The sequence below is a fragment of the Tenacibaculum sp. TB-56 genome, assembly GCF_059716275.2.
Genome location: NZ_CM201367.1, coordinates 1607666 through 1623897, shown reverse-complemented (window position 1 = coordinate 1623897; position 16232 = coordinate 1607666). Strand labels below are relative to the sequence as shown.

At 33.0% G+C, this 16232-nt stretch carries 18 protein-coding genes; 7 read left to right on the top strand and 11 right to left on the bottom strand.

Annotated elements, in window-relative coordinates; all coding sequences use genetic code 11:
* Position 1: 1 nt before the first annotated feature.
* From AC3VI6_RS07860 to mraZ, 5 genes are read right to left on the bottom strand one after another with little or no spacing between them, the layout of a single operon-like run.
* Complete coding sequence (locus tag AC3VI6_RS07860) at positions 2-1468, bottom strand: UDP-N-acetylmuramoyl-L-alanyl-D-glutamate--2,6-diaminopimelate ligase (protein WP_497705774.1); 1467 nt, start codon at positions 1466-1468, stop codon at positions 2-4.
* Entirely contained in the window at positions 1469-3481 is a 2013-nt protein-coding gene (locus AC3VI6_RS07855) for a PASTA domain-containing penicillin-binding protein (protein WP_497705773.1), read from the bottom strand.
* Positions 3482-3486: 5 nt separating this feature from the next.
* Positions 3487-3819, bottom strand: coding sequence for an FtsL-like putative cell division protein (locus tag AC3VI6_RS07850; protein ID WP_497705772.1), 333 nt, complete (start codon positions 3817-3819; stop codon positions 3487-3489).
* Positions 3819-4715 (bottom strand): 16S rRNA (cytosine(1402)-N(4))-methyltransferase RsmH, encoded by an 897-nt coding sequence (rsmH, locus tag AC3VI6_RS07845; RefSeq protein WP_497705771.1) that lies wholly within the window; start codon positions 4713-4715, stop codon positions 3819-3821. The genes AC3VI6_RS07850 and rsmH overlap by 1 nt, the downstream gene beginning before the upstream one ends.
* Positions 4702-5169, bottom strand: a complete 468-nt coding sequence (gene mraZ, locus AC3VI6_RS07840; RefSeq protein WP_497705770.1) for a division/cell wall cluster transcriptional repressor MraZ — start codon at positions 5167-5169, stop codon at positions 4702-4704. The genes rsmH and mraZ overlap by 14 nt, the downstream gene beginning before the upstream one ends.
* 201 nt (positions 5170-5370) lie before the next feature.
* Here mraZ and AC3VI6_RS07835 point away from each other — a divergent pair, with 201 nt between their 5' ends.
* The 5 genes from AC3VI6_RS07835 (at position 5371) to AC3VI6_RS07815 (ending at position 9772) form a co-directional block, all read left to right on the top strand.
* Positions 5371-6135: an alpha/beta fold hydrolase gene (locus tag AC3VI6_RS07835; RefSeq protein ID WP_497705769.1), complete on the top strand. Its 765-nt coding sequence runs from the start codon at positions 5371-5373 to the stop codon at positions 6133-6135.
* A gap of 21 nt (positions 6136-6156) precedes the next feature.
* Entirely contained in the window at positions 6157-6768 is a 612-nt protein-coding gene (gene yihA, locus AC3VI6_RS07830) for a ribosome biogenesis GTP-binding protein YihA/YsxC (RefSeq protein ID WP_497705768.1), read from the top strand.
* A 30-nt stretch (positions 6769-6798) separates the two neighbouring features.
* Positions 6799-7485 carry an RluA family pseudouridine synthase gene (locus AC3VI6_RS07825; protein ID WP_497705767.1) on the top strand — a complete coding sequence of 229 codons (687 nt, stop codon included), beginning with the start codon at positions 6799-6801 and terminating at the stop codon, positions 7483-7485.
* A gap of 128 nt (positions 7486-7613) precedes the next feature.
* Positions 7614-8987: an aldehyde dehydrogenase gene (locus AC3VI6_RS07820; RefSeq protein ID WP_497705766.1), complete on the top strand. Its 1374-nt coding sequence runs from the start codon at positions 7614-7616 to the stop codon at positions 8985-8987.
* Between the two features lie 50 nt (positions 8988-9037).
* Positions 9038-9772, top strand: a complete 735-nt coding sequence (locus AC3VI6_RS07815; protein WP_497705765.1) for a nitroreductase family protein — start codon at positions 9038-9040, stop codon at positions 9770-9772.
* A 314-nt stretch (positions 9773-10086) separates the two neighbouring features.
* Here AC3VI6_RS07815 and AC3VI6_RS07810 read toward each other — a convergent pair whose 3' ends face one another.
* The 6 genes from AC3VI6_RS07810 to AC3VI6_RS07785 form a co-directional block, all read right to left on the bottom strand.
* Positions 10087-10536: a hypothetical protein gene (locus tag AC3VI6_RS07810; protein WP_497705764.1), complete on the bottom strand. Its 450-nt coding sequence runs from the start codon at positions 10534-10536 to the stop codon at positions 10087-10089.
* A gap of 270 nt (positions 10537-10806) precedes the next feature.
* On the bottom strand, positions 10807-11028 hold the full coding sequence (locus tag AC3VI6_RS07805) for a hypothetical protein (RefSeq protein ID WP_497705763.1): 222 nt from the start codon (positions 11026-11028) through the stop codon (positions 10807-10809).
* Positions 11029-11110: 82 nt separating this feature from the next.
* Positions 11111-11347, bottom strand: a complete 237-nt coding sequence (locus tag AC3VI6_RS07800) for a hypothetical protein (protein WP_497705762.1) — start codon at positions 11345-11347, stop codon at positions 11111-11113.
* A gap of 348 nt (positions 11348-11695) precedes the next feature.
* Positions 11696-12154: a UCP033725 family protein gene (locus AC3VI6_RS07795; RefSeq protein WP_497705761.1), complete on the bottom strand. Its 459-nt coding sequence runs from the start codon at positions 12152-12154 to the stop codon at positions 11696-11698.
* A gap of 2 nt (positions 12155-12156) precedes the next feature.
* Positions 12157-12687: a hypothetical protein gene (locus tag AC3VI6_RS07790; protein WP_520436159.1), complete on the bottom strand. Its 531-nt coding sequence runs from the start codon at positions 12685-12687 to the stop codon at positions 12157-12159.
* Between the two features lie 219 nt (positions 12688-12906).
* Complete coding sequence (locus AC3VI6_RS07785; protein ID WP_497705759.1) at positions 12907-15288, bottom strand: penicillin acylase family protein; 2382 nt, start codon at positions 15286-15288, stop codon at positions 12907-12909.
* Between the two features lie 252 nt (positions 15289-15540).
* Here AC3VI6_RS07785 and AC3VI6_RS07780 point away from each other — a divergent pair, with 252 nt between their 5' ends.
* Positions 15541-15849 (top strand): hypothetical protein, encoded by a 309-nt coding sequence (locus AC3VI6_RS07780; protein ID WP_274634017.1) that lies wholly within the window; start codon positions 15541-15543, stop codon positions 15847-15849.
* Positions 15850-15912: 63 nt separating this feature from the next.
* Complete coding sequence (locus AC3VI6_RS07775; protein ID WP_274634018.1) at positions 15913-16221, top strand: hypothetical protein; 309 nt, start codon at positions 15913-15915, stop codon at positions 16219-16221.
* Positions 16222-16232 lie beyond the last annotated feature (11 nt).

The following is a 16232-nucleotide window of genomic DNA, read 5'->3' as shown; positions in this document are numbered from 1 at the left end:
GTTAGTGTTTTTTTAGTTGATTGAAACAGTTGGTTACCTCTTCTAAATCATCAAAATGATGACGTACTCCATTTACTTCTTGATAGGTTTCATGTCCTTTTCCTGCAATTAGGATAATATCTCCTGACTTTGCTAGCTTACAAGCTGTTTTTATAGCTTGCCTTCTATCTACAATCGACAATATTTTTTTATAATTTTCTGCAGTAACACCTTCCTCCATTTGATCTATAATCAATTGTGGGTCTTCAGTTCTTGGATTATCTGAGGTAAAAATTGCTTGATTACTTAATTGTGAAGCAATCAATGCCATTTTTGGACGTTTAGTTGCATCTCGATCTCCACCACAACCTACAACTGTTATTACAGTTTCATTTCCTGTACGGATGTCGTTAATGGTTTGCAACACATTTTTCAAAGCATCAGGTGTATGTGCGTAATCTACAATTGCAGTAACTCCACCATCTGAGATTTTATATTGAAAGCGTCCGCTTACACTTTCTAACTCACTTACAATTCGTAAAATCTCTAGTTTTTCAAGTCCCAACAATTCTGCTACACCGTAAATAGCTAATAAATTATACGCATTGAACTCACCTATTAACTTCGTCCAAACTTCAACTCCATTAATTGTCAACAAGGTTCCTGAAAAACGTTTTTCTAATACTTTCGCTTTAAAATCTCCTATAGTTTTTAGCGCATAAGTTTGTTTAGTGGCTTTCGTGTTTTGCAACATTACTTGCCCATTTTTATCATCAATATTCACCAAGGCAAATGCCGATTTTGGTAAAGAATCGAAAAATGATTTTTTTACATCGCGATACTCTGCAAAGGTTTCATGATAATCTAAATGATCGTGCGATAAATTCGTAAACACACCTCCTGCAAACTCTAATCCTTCAGTACGTTTTTGATGAATTCCATGAGAACTCACTTCCATAAAACAATATTCAACCCCTTCTTCAACCATCATTGACAAATAATTGTTAATTGCCACTGAGTTTGGTGTTGTATGTGTTGCCTTATACTCTTTTTCATCAACCATTATTGTAACCGTTGACAACAAACCTACTTTATATCCTGCCTTTTTAAACAATTGGTACAATAAGCTTGCAATGGTAGTTTTACCATTGGTACCTGTAACTCCTACTAATTGCAAGCTTTTTGACGGGTTGTTATAATAATTTGCCGCTATTATTGCTAAAGCAACATTGGAGTCTTCTACTTTTATATACGTTACTTGTTCACTTCTTCTTTCAGGAATCTCTTCACAAATAATTGCTTTTGCTCCAAGGTTAATAGCCTTCTCAATGTATTGGTGACCATCAACTGTTACTCCTTTTTGCGCTACAAAAACATCATTATCCTGCACTTGTCTACTATCAAACTGAATTGCATTCACAGCAACATCAGTATTCCCGTAAACCTCGCTTACCGATACCTTATATAATATGTCTTTTAAATTCTTCAACTATGATAATTTTAAATATATCGTTGCTCCTTTTTCTACTTTTTTTCCGTTTTCTACCGATTGCTCTTTTACTTTTCCAACACCTGTAAACTTCACTTTTAGCCCCATGTTTTCTAATAAAGCTACGGCATCCATTCCACTCATACCTGTTACTTTAGGCATAATGGTTTTATACTTTCTTAAGTTTTGATAGTACTCTTGGTATTCGTTATCAATTACTTCATCTGAAATTTTATCAGCGACAAATTGCTTGTTAATCGCTGTTGAAGTGTATATTTTTTGAGCTATTTCTTTAAAAATTGGCGCTGCAACTGTAGCTCCGTAATATCCTTTTTCTTTTTTCGGACTATGTACTACCACTATGCAAGAATATTTAGGTTCATCTGCCGGAAAAAATCCAGCAAATGACGCTACGTACTTCTCATTAGAATAATAGCCTCCTTCATATTCACCTTTGTCATTTTTAGTTCGAGGAATATATTTTTTAGCTGTTCCTGTTTTTCCCGCCATTGAAAAATTTGGAGAATAGATTTTTTTACCTGTTCCATATTGAATAGTATTCTCCATTACCTTTCTTACTTTATCTAACGTTTCTTGAGATGCAATTTTTTCCTTCAATACTTCTGTACCAAAGCTCTGTTCTACTTTACCTCCCACTCGCAATTCTTTAACGAAATACGGCTTCACTAATTTACCATCATTCGCCACCGCGTTGTAAAATGCCAGTGTTTGTAAAGGTGTTAATGACACTCCATATCCCCATGCCATCCATTCTAATGAAATAGGACTCCAACTCTTTTCTGATGGTTCTGGGATATATGGTTTCCCTTCTCCTTTAATTTTCACACCAGTTAATTGATCTAATCCAAAAGACTTAATTCTTTTAGTAAATTTCTCTGGATTTTTATCGTAATATTTCTGTATCGTTTTTACAATTCCAACATTAGAAGAAACCTCAAATACCCTACCCATTGATATTTTTCCGTAACCACCCCTCTTACTATCTTCAACTTTACGATTGTTGATATAAATTCGTCCCTTTTCACAATCTACCACCGTTGAAGTATCTACCACTTTATCTTCTAAAGCTACCATTAAACTTGCCAGTTTAAATGTAGACCCAGGTTCGTGACTCTCCCAAACAGCATAGTTTCTTTTTTCGTAATATTTTCCACTAGAAGTTTTCCCTAAGTTTGAAATCGCTCTAATCTCACCCGTCTCCACCTCCATTACCACAGCACAACCGTGTTCTGCTTCAAAATATTCCATTTGTCGTAACAAAGCATGATGTGTTATGTCTTGAATATTCACATCAATTGTTGTTATCACATCACTTCCATCAATAGGTTCTTTTTCATTTACATCATTAATAGGTTTCCATTGACCTTTGGCTATTTTTTGTTTTAGTCGCCAACCATTTTCGCCCTCCATATAATCAGCAAATGCACCTTCTATTCCTGCTCCTCCTCTATAATCATCATACCCAATAGTACGTTCTGCAATTTTACCTATCGGATGCACACGCACCGTTTTTTGCTCTGCTATAAACCCTCCTCGATACACTCCTCGATTAAAAATTGGGAAGCTTTTCATCTTTACATAATCGTTATACCCAACATTTCTAGCAATTAATAAGTAACGATTTTTTCGTCTTTTTGCTTCTCGTAATTTATTCTGATAATAACTAGTCGGTTTACCCAATAAACCTGAAAGCGCTTCTGACAACCCTCGGATATTTTTTTCAAAAACTTCTGAATCTACCGCCACCACATCCATACGGATTGTAAACTTAGACATTGAAGTTGCCAACAGGTTTCCGTCAGCAGCATATACGTTACCTCTATTTGCAAAAATGGTATCGTTTTTTGTAGTTTCCTCTAACGAAAGTTTACGATACTTTTCACCCTCAACATATTGAAGATTAAAAACTCTAAAAATGATAACAACAAAGAAAAGCGTCATTAAAACAACTATTACATAGAGTTTGTTTAATATGCTTTTTTTAACTACCATTTATATTATTCTTTATCATATGTTACTTTAATTTTTTGAGGAGGTGTTTTTGCAGGATACAATCCTTTACTTTTTACTTTATCTCGAATACTACTTTCTAACTTCATTTTCATTAACTGCGTACTCGTATCTACATCTTCAGCCCTCAACTCTCTTTTCTTCTTATTCAGCTCTGCTATTTTAACCACTTTAGCATCTGCACTGTGCGCGCTGTAAATCATCAACAACAATAGCGCTACCACAAAAATTAAGATCCTCCAATTTTTAAACGAGCTTTCATCTGTAAGAAAACTTCCTCTTAAAAAACTGTATACTATACTCTTCTTTCCGTTCGACATTACTTTAGCGTTGCTATTCGCAGTTTTGCACTACGCGCCCTATTATTCTCTTTTATTTCCTCTCTAGTAGGAACAATCATTTTACCCACTTTCTTCATTGGCTCATTGGTGTTTCCGTAGAAATCTTTTTCAGGCTCTCCAGTAAACAACCCTGTTCTTATAAATCGCTTCACCAATCTATCCTCTAAAGAATGATACGAAATCACACTCAACCGACCATCTTCATTCAACAACTGAGGCATCTGCTCTAAAAACTCTTTCAATACCTCCAACTCTTGATTTACCTCAATACGTATTGCCTGAAAAATCTGCGCTAATATTTTATGTTCTTTTGCCTTCGGAAGAAATCTTTGCAACACTTCTTTTAACTCAAAACTTGTTTTGATTTCTTTCTCAGCTCTCGCTTCAACAATTGTTTTCGCCAATGTTCGTGCATTTCGCAACTCACCATATAAAAACAATATATCCGACAATTGCTCTTCAGTATAAGTATTGATAATTTTCTTACCAGACAATTCTGATTTCTGATCCATTCGCATATCCAAATCAGCATCAAAACGAGTTGAAAAACCTCTTTCCGCCTCATCAAACTGATGTGACGACACACCTAAATCTGCCAATACACCATCCACTTTTTTCACTCCGTAAAAACGTAAAAACCTAGAAATAAATCGAAAATTCTCACCAATTAACACAAAACGCGGATCATCAATTTTATTTTGCTGCGCATCCGGATCTTGATCAAAAGCAAACAACCTTCCCTTCTCTCCTAGTCGACTCAATATTTCGCGTGAATGCCCACCTCCACCAAAGGTCACATCTACATACACCCCATCTTCTTTAATATTAAGCGCATCTACACTTTCTTTCAACAAAACTGGACTATGATAACTCATCTTCTCCTATATTACCCATTACCTCTTCTGCCAAATCAGCAAAATCAACAACAGCATCATCTATTACTTTTTCGTATTTATCCTTATCCCAAATCTCAATAATGTTCACTACAGACGAAAGCACTACTTCTTTTTCAATTTCTGCGAATTGACACAAATCTTTTGGAATTAATATCCTACCGGAAGCATCCATCTCCACCACCTTTACACCCGCTGTAAACCTCCTGATAAAGTCATTATTTTTCTTTACAAATCGATTTAGTTTATTGATTTTTGCCATCACCGAATTCCACTCTTGCATCGGATACAACTCCAAACAAAACTGAAACACAGAACGTTTAATCACAAACCCTTCTTGCAACACAGAAGACAACTGCTTCTTGAAAGCTGATGACATCATCATCCTTCCTTTAGCATCTACTTTGCATTCGTATGTTCCAATTAAATTTACCACTTAAAGAATCTATAGTTTGCATCAAAAATAAAAAAAATCTACCACTTTTTACCACATTTTACCACTTTGTTAATAAGTTTTGACTTTTACCTTAAAAAACTGATGCTTAAGCCCTTTCAAAGAATATAAACCTCAGAAATAATAAAAATGAAATTTTAACAAAAAAGAACTACATTTGTGGTTAAGTCAAACAAGAAATCTATGACTGAATTTTTAAAGAAAGAAGGCAAATTTACATACGCAGAAGCAGGAGAAGGAAGTCCGATTATTATACTTCATGGCTTAATGGGCGCTTTAAGTAATTTTGACTCAACTTTTAATCACCTTTCAAAAAAAGGATACAAAGTTATTATCCCAGAATTACCCCTATACACCCTACCACTCCTTAAAACCAATGTTAAGAACTTAGCGAAGTTCTTACACGATTTTATTGAGTTCAAAGAACTTAAAGAGGTTACTCTTTTAGGAAACTCTTTAGGAGGTCACATTGGTTTATACTTTACAAAACACTACCCTGAAGATGTGAAAGCATTAGTTTTAACAGGTAGTTCAGGATTGTATGAAAACTCTATGGGAGATAGTTACCCAAAAAGAGGTGATAAAGAATTTGTTAGAAAAAAAGCACAAGATGTTTTTTACGACAAAGAAATTGCCACTGATGAACTTGTAGATCAGGTATATGATGTTATTAACGATAGAAATACGTTAGTTAAAACATTAGCAATCGCTAAAAGTGCAATTCGTCACAACATGGCCAAAGATTTACCTAGCATGAATCAGCCTACTTGTTTAATCTGGGGAAAACAAGACAGTGTTACTCCACCAGAAGTAGCCGAAGATTTCCATAAATTATTACCTGATGCTGATTTATTTTGGATTGATAAATGTGGACATGCAGCTATGATGGAAAGACCAGAAGAATTTAATAATATTTTAGAAGCTTGGCTTTCTAAACGCGAAATATAACAACAGCTATAACTTAGTAGTATGAAGATAAAATCTGCTGATTTTGTAATGAGTAACAGCAATGTTATCAACGCACCAAAAGAACGTATTCCTGAATATGCTTTTATTGGTCGTTCTAATGTTGGGAAATCCTCATTAATCAATATGTTGATGGAACGTAAGGATTTAGCTAAAACTTCTGGAAAACCTGGAAAAACACAGCTAATCAACCACTTTAAGATTAATCACGAATGGTTTTTGGTTGATTTACCAGGATATGGTTATGCACAGGTTTCTAAAAAGAAACGACAAATTTTTCAGTATTTTATTGAAAACTACTTTAAAGAGCGCGAACAATTAGTTTGCACTTTTGTTTTAATTGATTCTCGTCACGATCCACAGAAAATAGACTTGGACTTCATGCAGTTTTTAGGTGAAAATCGCATTCCTTTTTGTATTGCTTTTACCAAAGCTGATAAACTTGGTAGCTCTAAACTTAACAAACAAATCACCTCTTATAAAAAGAAATTATTAAACTATTGGGAAGAACTTCCTATGTCGTTTGTTACTTCTTCATCAACAGGAATGGGACGTGACGAGTTTTTAAACTTTATCGACCAAGTAAACGAAGACGTAGCTGAGAATTTTAAATAACCTTTCGACTACGCTCAAGGTACTTTTACTATGCACTCTACTAAAGAAAACCTACAAGTTTTACACGAAGACAACCATATTATAGTGGTTAACAAACGTTCAGGTGATATTGTGCAAGGTGATAAAACGGGCGACAAACCGCTTTCGGATGTTATAAAAGAGTACATCAAAGAAAAATACAACAAACCTGGAAATGTTTTTTTGGGAACAGTTCACCGATTAGATCGCCCTACTACTGGTATTGTTATTTACGCACGTACTTCAAAAGCATTAGAACGCCTGAACAAAATGTTACGCGATAAAACCATCAAGAAAACTTACTGGGCAGTAGTGCAGCAGCAACCTAAAAAAGCTTCAGACACCTTAACAAATTACCTAAAGAAAAATCCGAAGAATAATAAATCTACAGCCTTCACCAAAGAAGTTGAAGGAAGCAAAAAAGCCATACTTCACTACAAAACACTTAAAAATTTAGATAATTATTCGTTACTAGAAGTCGATTTAGAAACGGGTCGTCATCATCAAATTCGTGTGCAATTATCTAACATTGGTGCTATTATAAAAGGTGATTTAAAATACGGCGCTAAAAGAAGCAATAAAGATGGAAGCATCCATTTACATGCTCGAAAAATTGAATTCACACACCCAGTTAGCAAAGAATTGATAAAACTTACTGCTCCAACTCCATCTGATTCTATTTGGGATGCTTGCTTGTAATTTTTGTATATTTAGACAAATTTTGCATCACAAAGTCATTACCTAACCTTGTCAGCTTAACTTTGTTTGTCTTGGTTACGTCATTATGGTTTTCAATGATGAATAAAAAATCACAAGACTTATAGCTTATGAATATTCCCGCATTGGTTCAGTCGCAAAAAAACTTTTTTGCCACCCAACAAACCAAAGATATTTCCTTTAGAAAAAATGCTTTAAAAAGATTACAAAAAGAACTTATTGCTAGAGAACAAGATATTATTAAAGCACTTCACGATGATTTTAAAAAATCGGAGTACGAAGCAGTCATGACCGAGACTTCTATCGTTTTGGCTGAATTAAAAATGGCTATAAAAAATATTCATTCTTGGAGCAAACCTCAACGTGTACTACCTTCTTTGTTAAATTTTCCTTCTTCAGCAAAAATTTATAAAGAGCCTTACGGAACTGTACTTATCATTGCTCCTTGGAATTATCCTTATCAACTAGCCTTTGCACCTTTATTAGGCGCTATTGCGTCAGGAAACACAGTCGTATTAAAACCTTCAGAGTTGACACCTCATACGAGTAAAATTACCAAAGAAATTATTGAAGCTGTTTTTGATAAAAATCATGTAGCTGTTGTTGAAGGTGGTATAGATACTTCTACAGAATTGTTAGCGCAACGTTGGGATTATATTTTCTTTACTGGAAGTGTTCCTGTAGGTAAAATTGTTGCCAAAGCCGCAGCAAATCACCTAACTCCTGTTACCTTAGAATTAGGCGGAAAAAGTCCGTGTATTGTTGACAAAACTGCCAATATTAAATTGGTCGCAAAACGTTTGGTTTGGGGAAAATTCATCAATGGCGGACAAACCTGCATTGCTCCTGATTATTTATTGATTCATACATCGGTTAAAGAACAGTTTATACAACAATTTAAAGAAGAAATTTTTAGAGCTTATGGAGAGAATCCTCAAAATTCTCCTGATTTTCCACGTATTGTAAACACTCGAAATTTTGACCGTCTAGCTTTGATGCTAAAAAATGAAAATTGTGTAATTGGCGGACAAACCGATAGAGATGACCGCTATATTGCCCCTACCTTAATTGACGAACCTAGCTTGGATAGTGAAGTAATGAAAGGAGAAATTTTCGGACCTATTTTCCCGCTAATCTCTTACGAAAATGAAGCTGACATTGAAAAAATCACTACTAAATACGACAAACCTCTGGCTTTATATGTGTTTACCAATAGAAATTCATTTGCTAAAAAAATGATTCAACGTTATTCATTTGGAGGTGGAACCATAAACGATACCACTGTACATTTTGCTAATCATAGGTTACCTTTTGGTGGCGTTGGTGAAAGCGGTATAGGCAGTTACCATGGAAAAAAAACTTTTGATACGTTTTCTCACAAAAAAGGAGTTGTTTCTCGCGGAACTTGGCTAGACGTTCCTACTCGATATGCTCCATACAAAGGAAAACTACAACAATTAAAAACTTTAATGAAGCTGGGATAGTTTTTCTTCAGAAACAAGAATCAAGAATCAAGAACTAAGACTTTCAAGTTATGAGTGAAAAAACCGTATCAGAAGCAGTTAACTATCGTCGTTCGGTAAGAGTATATGATCCTGAAAAACCAATAGACACAACTATTGTAAGAAAATGTTTGGAGCAAGCTAGTTTAGCTCCTACCAGTAGCAATATGCAACTGTGGGAGTTTTACCATATCACCTCAAAAGAAACAATCGATAAAATAGCTCCGTTGTGTTTTAATCAAAATGCTGCTAAAACTGCGCAACAATTAGTGATTTTTGTGGTTCGTAAAGATTTATGGCGTAAACGCGCTAAAGCCAACTTAGCTTATATGGATAAAGTTTTTGGAAAAAATAATCCTAAATCGGAACAACGAAGTAGAGAAAAAGTAGCGCGTAATTACTACGGAAAATTGATTCCGTTTACCTACTTTGATATTTTTGGAATTTTCGGCTATCTTAAATACTTGATGGTTCTTATTGTTGGACTTTTCCGCCCTATTTATCGTGAAGTTCGAAATAGTGATATGCGTGTAGTCGCCCATAAAACCTGTGGATTAGCAGCACAAACCTTTATGTTATCAATGGCTGCTGAAGGTTATGACACCTGCCCTATGGAAGGCTCCGATACTTGGCGACTTAAACGCTTATTAGGCTTACCTCGTAGTGCAGAAATTAATATGGTTATTTCTTGTGGTATTCGCAAACCAGAAGGAGTATATGGAGAACGTTTTAGAATTCCTTTTGAAGAGGTTTATAGGGAAGTATAAAAACCTAGATAGTATCAAAAAAACATATCAAATTTTGTGAATAGTCCAAAATTTATAAAGCATGCTACTGATTCGTTATGAAATTTACATTTTCTACTTATTATTTTTTACCTTTTATTTTTCTCTTTTTTACTCATACTGTCACGAGCAGGATACTCGCTCTAGCGGGGGCTTTCAAAATACAATACATTGCTAGTTACGGCAGATGAAAAAGAAGCCTTATACTTAAACAAATAAGTATGCTGGCTATAACTTACCATGCTAAATAGTAATAGAATTATATGTAGTAGTTTCATTTTCATAACAATTTATACTTAAATATTCTTCATTATTAAAAATAAAATAGTTAAACAGAAAAATACCATCAAAGATAGACCTATTAAAGGTAAAATAGTCTTGTTTATATTATTGATGGTTACCTTATTTGGATCCTTGTTTTTAGGAACGTAAACTTCTAATTCATCTCCAATTTTTGGTAAGGATTTAAAATTTACCTTTTTATATTTAAAATGAATATCTGTTTCTGATTTCTCATATGTATCATTTTCTAAAACAAACCTAAAAGTAATTCTTAACTGCTCTGTTGGGTATAAATAACTAAATCTTGCAGGAGGTGTTTTTATCCATAATAAATCTACTACTTTAGCCTTCATTTTATAACCTTTTTTATAATTATAAATACTTAAAATTCCTTTTACTATTTTATAAATAAAAAAAGTAATTAATGCCCCTAAAAGAAAAACAAAAATGTATAAATCGTTCAAAAGTTTAGTTTTTATCTTTTAATAAAGTTTCTGTTCTTATTAGAATTTCTCCTAATATATTCTTCCATGTATTCCTTTTTTCAGACCTTGAATCTTCTTTAATCAAACCTGTCAGATGATTAGCTTGATGTTGAAATATTCTTAAATGTTTTTTCTCTTTTTTTGTTAAAATCAATTTTAACATATTCTATATCGTTTACTTTTTATCTCTCTAAATTTTAACCTCAGTATATTTATAAGGTAATATCTTCTCTTAATCATTTATGAAAATTATAAGAAAGGATATCTTCTATAAAGAGTTTTATTTTTTTCTATCCCTTTTGGAATAGGTAAATCATATTTACTTTTACTTTTTTCTTCCCAAATCTCTTCAACATCTTCTATTTTCACTCTTATTATATATCCATCAAAAACCTTAAAATATTTTATTTTATAAAGTTCTTCTTCACCATATTTTTTCTCATCATTTACTTCATCTGCTTCTAACCCCATTTTTTTATAAATAAAAAAATTATCAGTTTTCAAACCAATATAACCTATTTCAGTATCTGACTCTACTAAAAATAGGCTTCCCTTATATAGCTTTTGTAATGATATTAAATGTATTATTTAATTCATTAATTTTAATACTTTTATAAAATCTATTACTACTTTCATTTAATTGAAAACCATCTATAATTCCGTTAGCTTTATCATACGAAATCAATCTATAATCTTCACTAATATTTTGATCCAGTCCATGGCCATAATGCTCAGTAACGGCCATTTCTATTCCTTCATAAAAAGTGTAAATTCCTTTTCTTATTATCATTGTACTTCTATAAACTTATTTTGATTACTATTAAATACAGCTCTTAAAGTTTCTGTTCCGTCAGATGCACCCCCCGCTGGCGCAAGTTTACACTATAGTTTAAATTATTATCTGTTAACATATCTTCTTTTTTCTTTACATGCCTTTACTATCATGCCGTCACGAGCAAGATGCTCACGCTAGCGGGGGCTTTTACCCATAATAAGTCTATAACTTTAGCTTTAATTGTATAGCTATTCTTATAATTAAAAATACTTATAATACCTTTTATTATCTTATGAAGAAAAAAAATAGATAATGCACCTAATAAAAAAATAAAAATATATAAATCATTCATCCTTTTTAAAATTAATTCGTTGAGTTATTATCCTGTTTTTTAATATAAAAAATTGGCTCAACACCTAATTTAAAATCTTCTATAGGTTCCCGTTCTTCCCAAATCTCATCCAACTCTTCTTCATTAACTTCTTTATAAGCATCAAACCCATGATGAGATAATTTTTTAAAGGCTTTCTGTGCTTCTATTAAATACCATATTCTAATAGTTCCATTACTTATAATATCAGTTATTTGAAACTTATACCCTTTATGACTACAATAAGTTTTAACACTAAAAGCAAAATCTATTAAATCTTTATCAATTTCTAAAATATAGATAGATTCAGCATATTTTTTAAACCCTAAACTCTTTTCCTCTTTAGTTATTTTACTACTTCTTATTATCAAATTATAGAGTAAATCATTTTTTTTTTGCAGTTCATATTCTTTTCCTTTAAAAAAGGCATACTGTCCAAATCTTATCTTCATTATCATTTTTTTACAAACTTTTTAAGAATTGCATCATAAGTAGCTATCAACTCCTCTACTCCATTATTATGTACCTTCCATATTTCAGCTCCTTCAGTAAAATTAACCCTATTTTGAAGGTGCCATTCTGGGACACCTATTCTTCCATTTTTTCCAGATGTAAATCCTGTCGCAGTAAAAGGAAAGTCCCAGTCGTCATATGTTCCCCCAGAAGGAATTACAGCATCTCTAGCACTATCTGATTTAAACCTTATTACTCCACAACTTCCATCTTCAACAAAGAAAGTTGTGTTTTTGTAATCTAATCTTAAACCATGATATAAATCCTCAAATGATTTCAAATGCTTTGCATCTAATGCTCTAGAAACAAACCCTCCAACATTATTATATGTACCATTCAAGTACTTTTGAATATCTCCTTTAGTAATAACTTTCTGTATTAATGTTGTTGATGTTAATTTTGGCAAAGAGTTTCTGATATTAGCTAATTTCATTTTTTCTATAGATGTTAATGCATTAACATTTTTCTGCATCATATAATGAAAATCATCTAGTGATAATCCCTCTTTTTTTATTAATTCAGGTAATAAATCGACAAAGCCAGTCTCTTCTTTTAATGATTCTAAAGAATATTTTCCAACATATTCTTGATTAGTCCTTTTTCTAAATCCAACTTCATCTCACCCCGCTGGCGCAAGCATCACGCTTGTGCTGTCTACAACATTATAAAATTAACATATCTTCTTTTTTCTTTACCTTGGTAAAAACACCAATTTATTTTTACTCTTCTTTATAGCTGCTTCATTGAGGATCATTTTTACAAACTCACCATCTACATATTTTTGTGCTTGGTCTTTGTAATAAGGACTAAAAACGTTTCCTGACTGACCTGTTGGCATTATAGCAATACTGTTTTCTACATCAGAAAAATCAATGACTCTACGTGTTGAAGGTCCTGCATTAATTTTATACACACCTGTACTATCTAACTTAAAAATCTGATTGTTTATCACTTCATTTCCTCCAATGGTTTCAAACGGACCTACATTAAAGAATTTACGTAGCAATCCGCCTGCTTTACCAATAGCATGCTCATACTCCACAGAAATTACACGATTCCACGTCCAATTATCTACATTCTCTCCTAATTGATTTTGTAAAAATGTGATGGATTTTTGAAAAGCTGTGGTAATTATTTCATTTCTAGTTTCAACTTTATCTGTTGTTGAAACATCATCCCACCAAACCGATTGTTCTCTTTTCGCTTGCTCTGCTAACACTTGATCTTGCAATTGTGAATCAATAAATAACTGAAAGCTTTTTCCTAACTCATCTTTAAAAGTAGCCGCTAAGAATTCGTACAAAAATCGATTGTAAATTGTTGGAGCTACATCGGTTTTCTTATATGCTCCATCCCACTTTTCTAACACCGAATATACTTTTTTTGCCGAAGGAGATAGTGATGATTTATCCACACCATTTAATAATTCTCTCCCGATTTCTGGAACCACAGGTGAGGTTACATCATAAATCATTTCAGCTACATCTTGTTTGGTAAAATCGTTTTTAGGCTCTAATAACTGAACAATTCTCTTCGCTCTATCTTCTGGTTGATAATATCCAGGATACAATTTTCCTCTTACCGAATCAGGTTGATTATTTGCTGAATACACATAATTCCAACTCGGATTTTCCGCCTGCGGATTTTCTTCAAAATCTAAATACTCTACAATTTCATCCTTACCAGAAGTTCCGTTTAAATACATTTTAGAAGATAAACTATCTCTTAATTCATATAATTTAGCCGAAGCAAACCAACCTACATTTCCTTTCGCATCACCGTACATTACATTTAATCCTGGTGCATGAATTTTTGCGGTTCCTGTTTTAAAATCTTCTAACGAATTTGCATGCGACATTTTGTGTGACGCTTCTAACAATTGATTAGGCAACTGCGTATAAATCCAGTTCATTGCAATTGGACTTTCATCAGTTACATGCTCTATCAATCCGTTCATAATCGGGCCATGTTTACTAACTTTAACTTGATATGTAGTATCTTTTCCTCCTTTAACCTTTATACGTTTGTCCCATAACTCATATTTCTGGTATCCATTAGGTGTTTTGTACTCCATTGAATTTTCTGGATTGTTTTCTTCTATATAAAAGTTCAAATCGTCATTTGCTAACATTGTTAATCCGTAAGCATACTCTTTATTGTGTCCTAACAACGGAAATGGCATCAAAGCCAGATTAAATCCGTAGATTTCAAAGTCTGGAGTTTTTATGTGATTTTGATACCAAACCGAAGGCTGAGAAAATTCAATATGCGGATCGTTTGCAAAAATTACTTTTCCGTTTTTAGTTTTTGGTGGCGCAATTACCCATGAGTTACTTCCAATAAATGGAGAAACAGGGAGTTTTTCCATTATTTCACTTACTGCAATGGACATTTCTGCTTTAATCGCTTCTTTATTCGTTGTTTTGTTTAGGGTTAAATTTTTATCGAAAGAATTCAACAACTCATTCACATACGGCTCCCCTAAATTTTCTTTTACTTCAGTAAGAAACGGATCTGTTTTGTGTGCAATCGCAAAGCTAAATGCCATGTACCCAAAAACATTATACACATCTTTAATTGTATAATTTTCTTTATCCAATCCTACTAAATAAAATTCTAAGGGCGTTGCTCCTTCTTCTATGAACTGATTAACCCCATTTAAATATGCTTCCGTTAATTTATACGTTTCTGAATTTTTATCTAATTCTTGAATTGTTTTTTCAGCAGCTTCTTCAATTCCTAATCCAGAGAAAAATTTATCGACTCTTACCAAATCTTTTCCAAAAACTTCTGCTAATCTTCCAGCTGAAATTCTTCTGATAAGCTCCATTTGCCATAATCTGTCTTGGGCATGTACGTATCCTAAAGCCGTATAAGCATCTTGTTGATTTTGTGCGGTAATGTGCGGAACTCCTACCTCATCATAATACACAGTAACTTTATCTGAAATTGAGGCTAGTTCTAACTCACCTTCATAAGTTGGATGTAGAGTTTTTGTAAACAACCAAACACCAACACTTAATAACACTAGTAATAACAACGCAATTTTTAACGACTTTTTTAATAACTTCATTAGGGATGATTTTTTATCAAAGATAACAGAATTATTTATTGTTACTTACTAGGATAAAAAGTGTAAAATTTACACAGTTTTGTTTTTAGTTTACACACTTTTTACACACCTCGCTGCGAATCTTCAAAAACCAAAAAACACACAACAAACTGTATAACAACAACGTACAGATAAAAACGATTTTACACACAGTCGTTGGCATGTTTATTTCAATATACCAAGCAAACGATTAGTAATTAAAAAATAAAAATCATGAAAAAATTAATTTTAGCAGTAGCAATTTTAACAGGAGTATCAACTTACGCAGTAGTAAACAATACTGTTTCTCCTATCACACCAGTACACACAGTTGTTGAAAACGATTTTCAAGAAATTTCTTTAGATAAGATCCCAACAACAATCACTAATTCTCTTAAGAACAGTTTTCCTTCTGCTACTTTAAGCAAAGCTTTTGTAAACGAAAAAGAACAATACAAATTAGAAATTAGTGTTGAAAACGAAACTAAAACTCTTTACGCCGACAAAGACGGAAATTGGTTAGACGCTAAAGACGTAAAATAATTAGTATTCACCCCCAAGAATATTAATAGTAAACAATATATAATCCATTTAAAACTTAATATCATGAAAAATTTAATTTTAGCAGTAGCAATTTTAACAGGAGTATCAACTTACGCAACAGTAAACAACACTGTTTCTCCTATCGCACCAGTACACACAGTTGTAGAAAACGGATTCCAAGAGGTTTCTTTAGATAAATTACCTACAGCAATTGTTGATGCTCTTAAAAGCAGCTTTCCTTCTGCTACTTTAAGCAAAGCTTATGTTAACGGAAAAGAACAATACAAATTAGAAATTAGTGTTGAAAACGAAGCTAAAACTCTTTACTCTGACAAAGACGGAAATTGGTTAGATGCCAAAGATGTTAAATAATTGGTAATCCC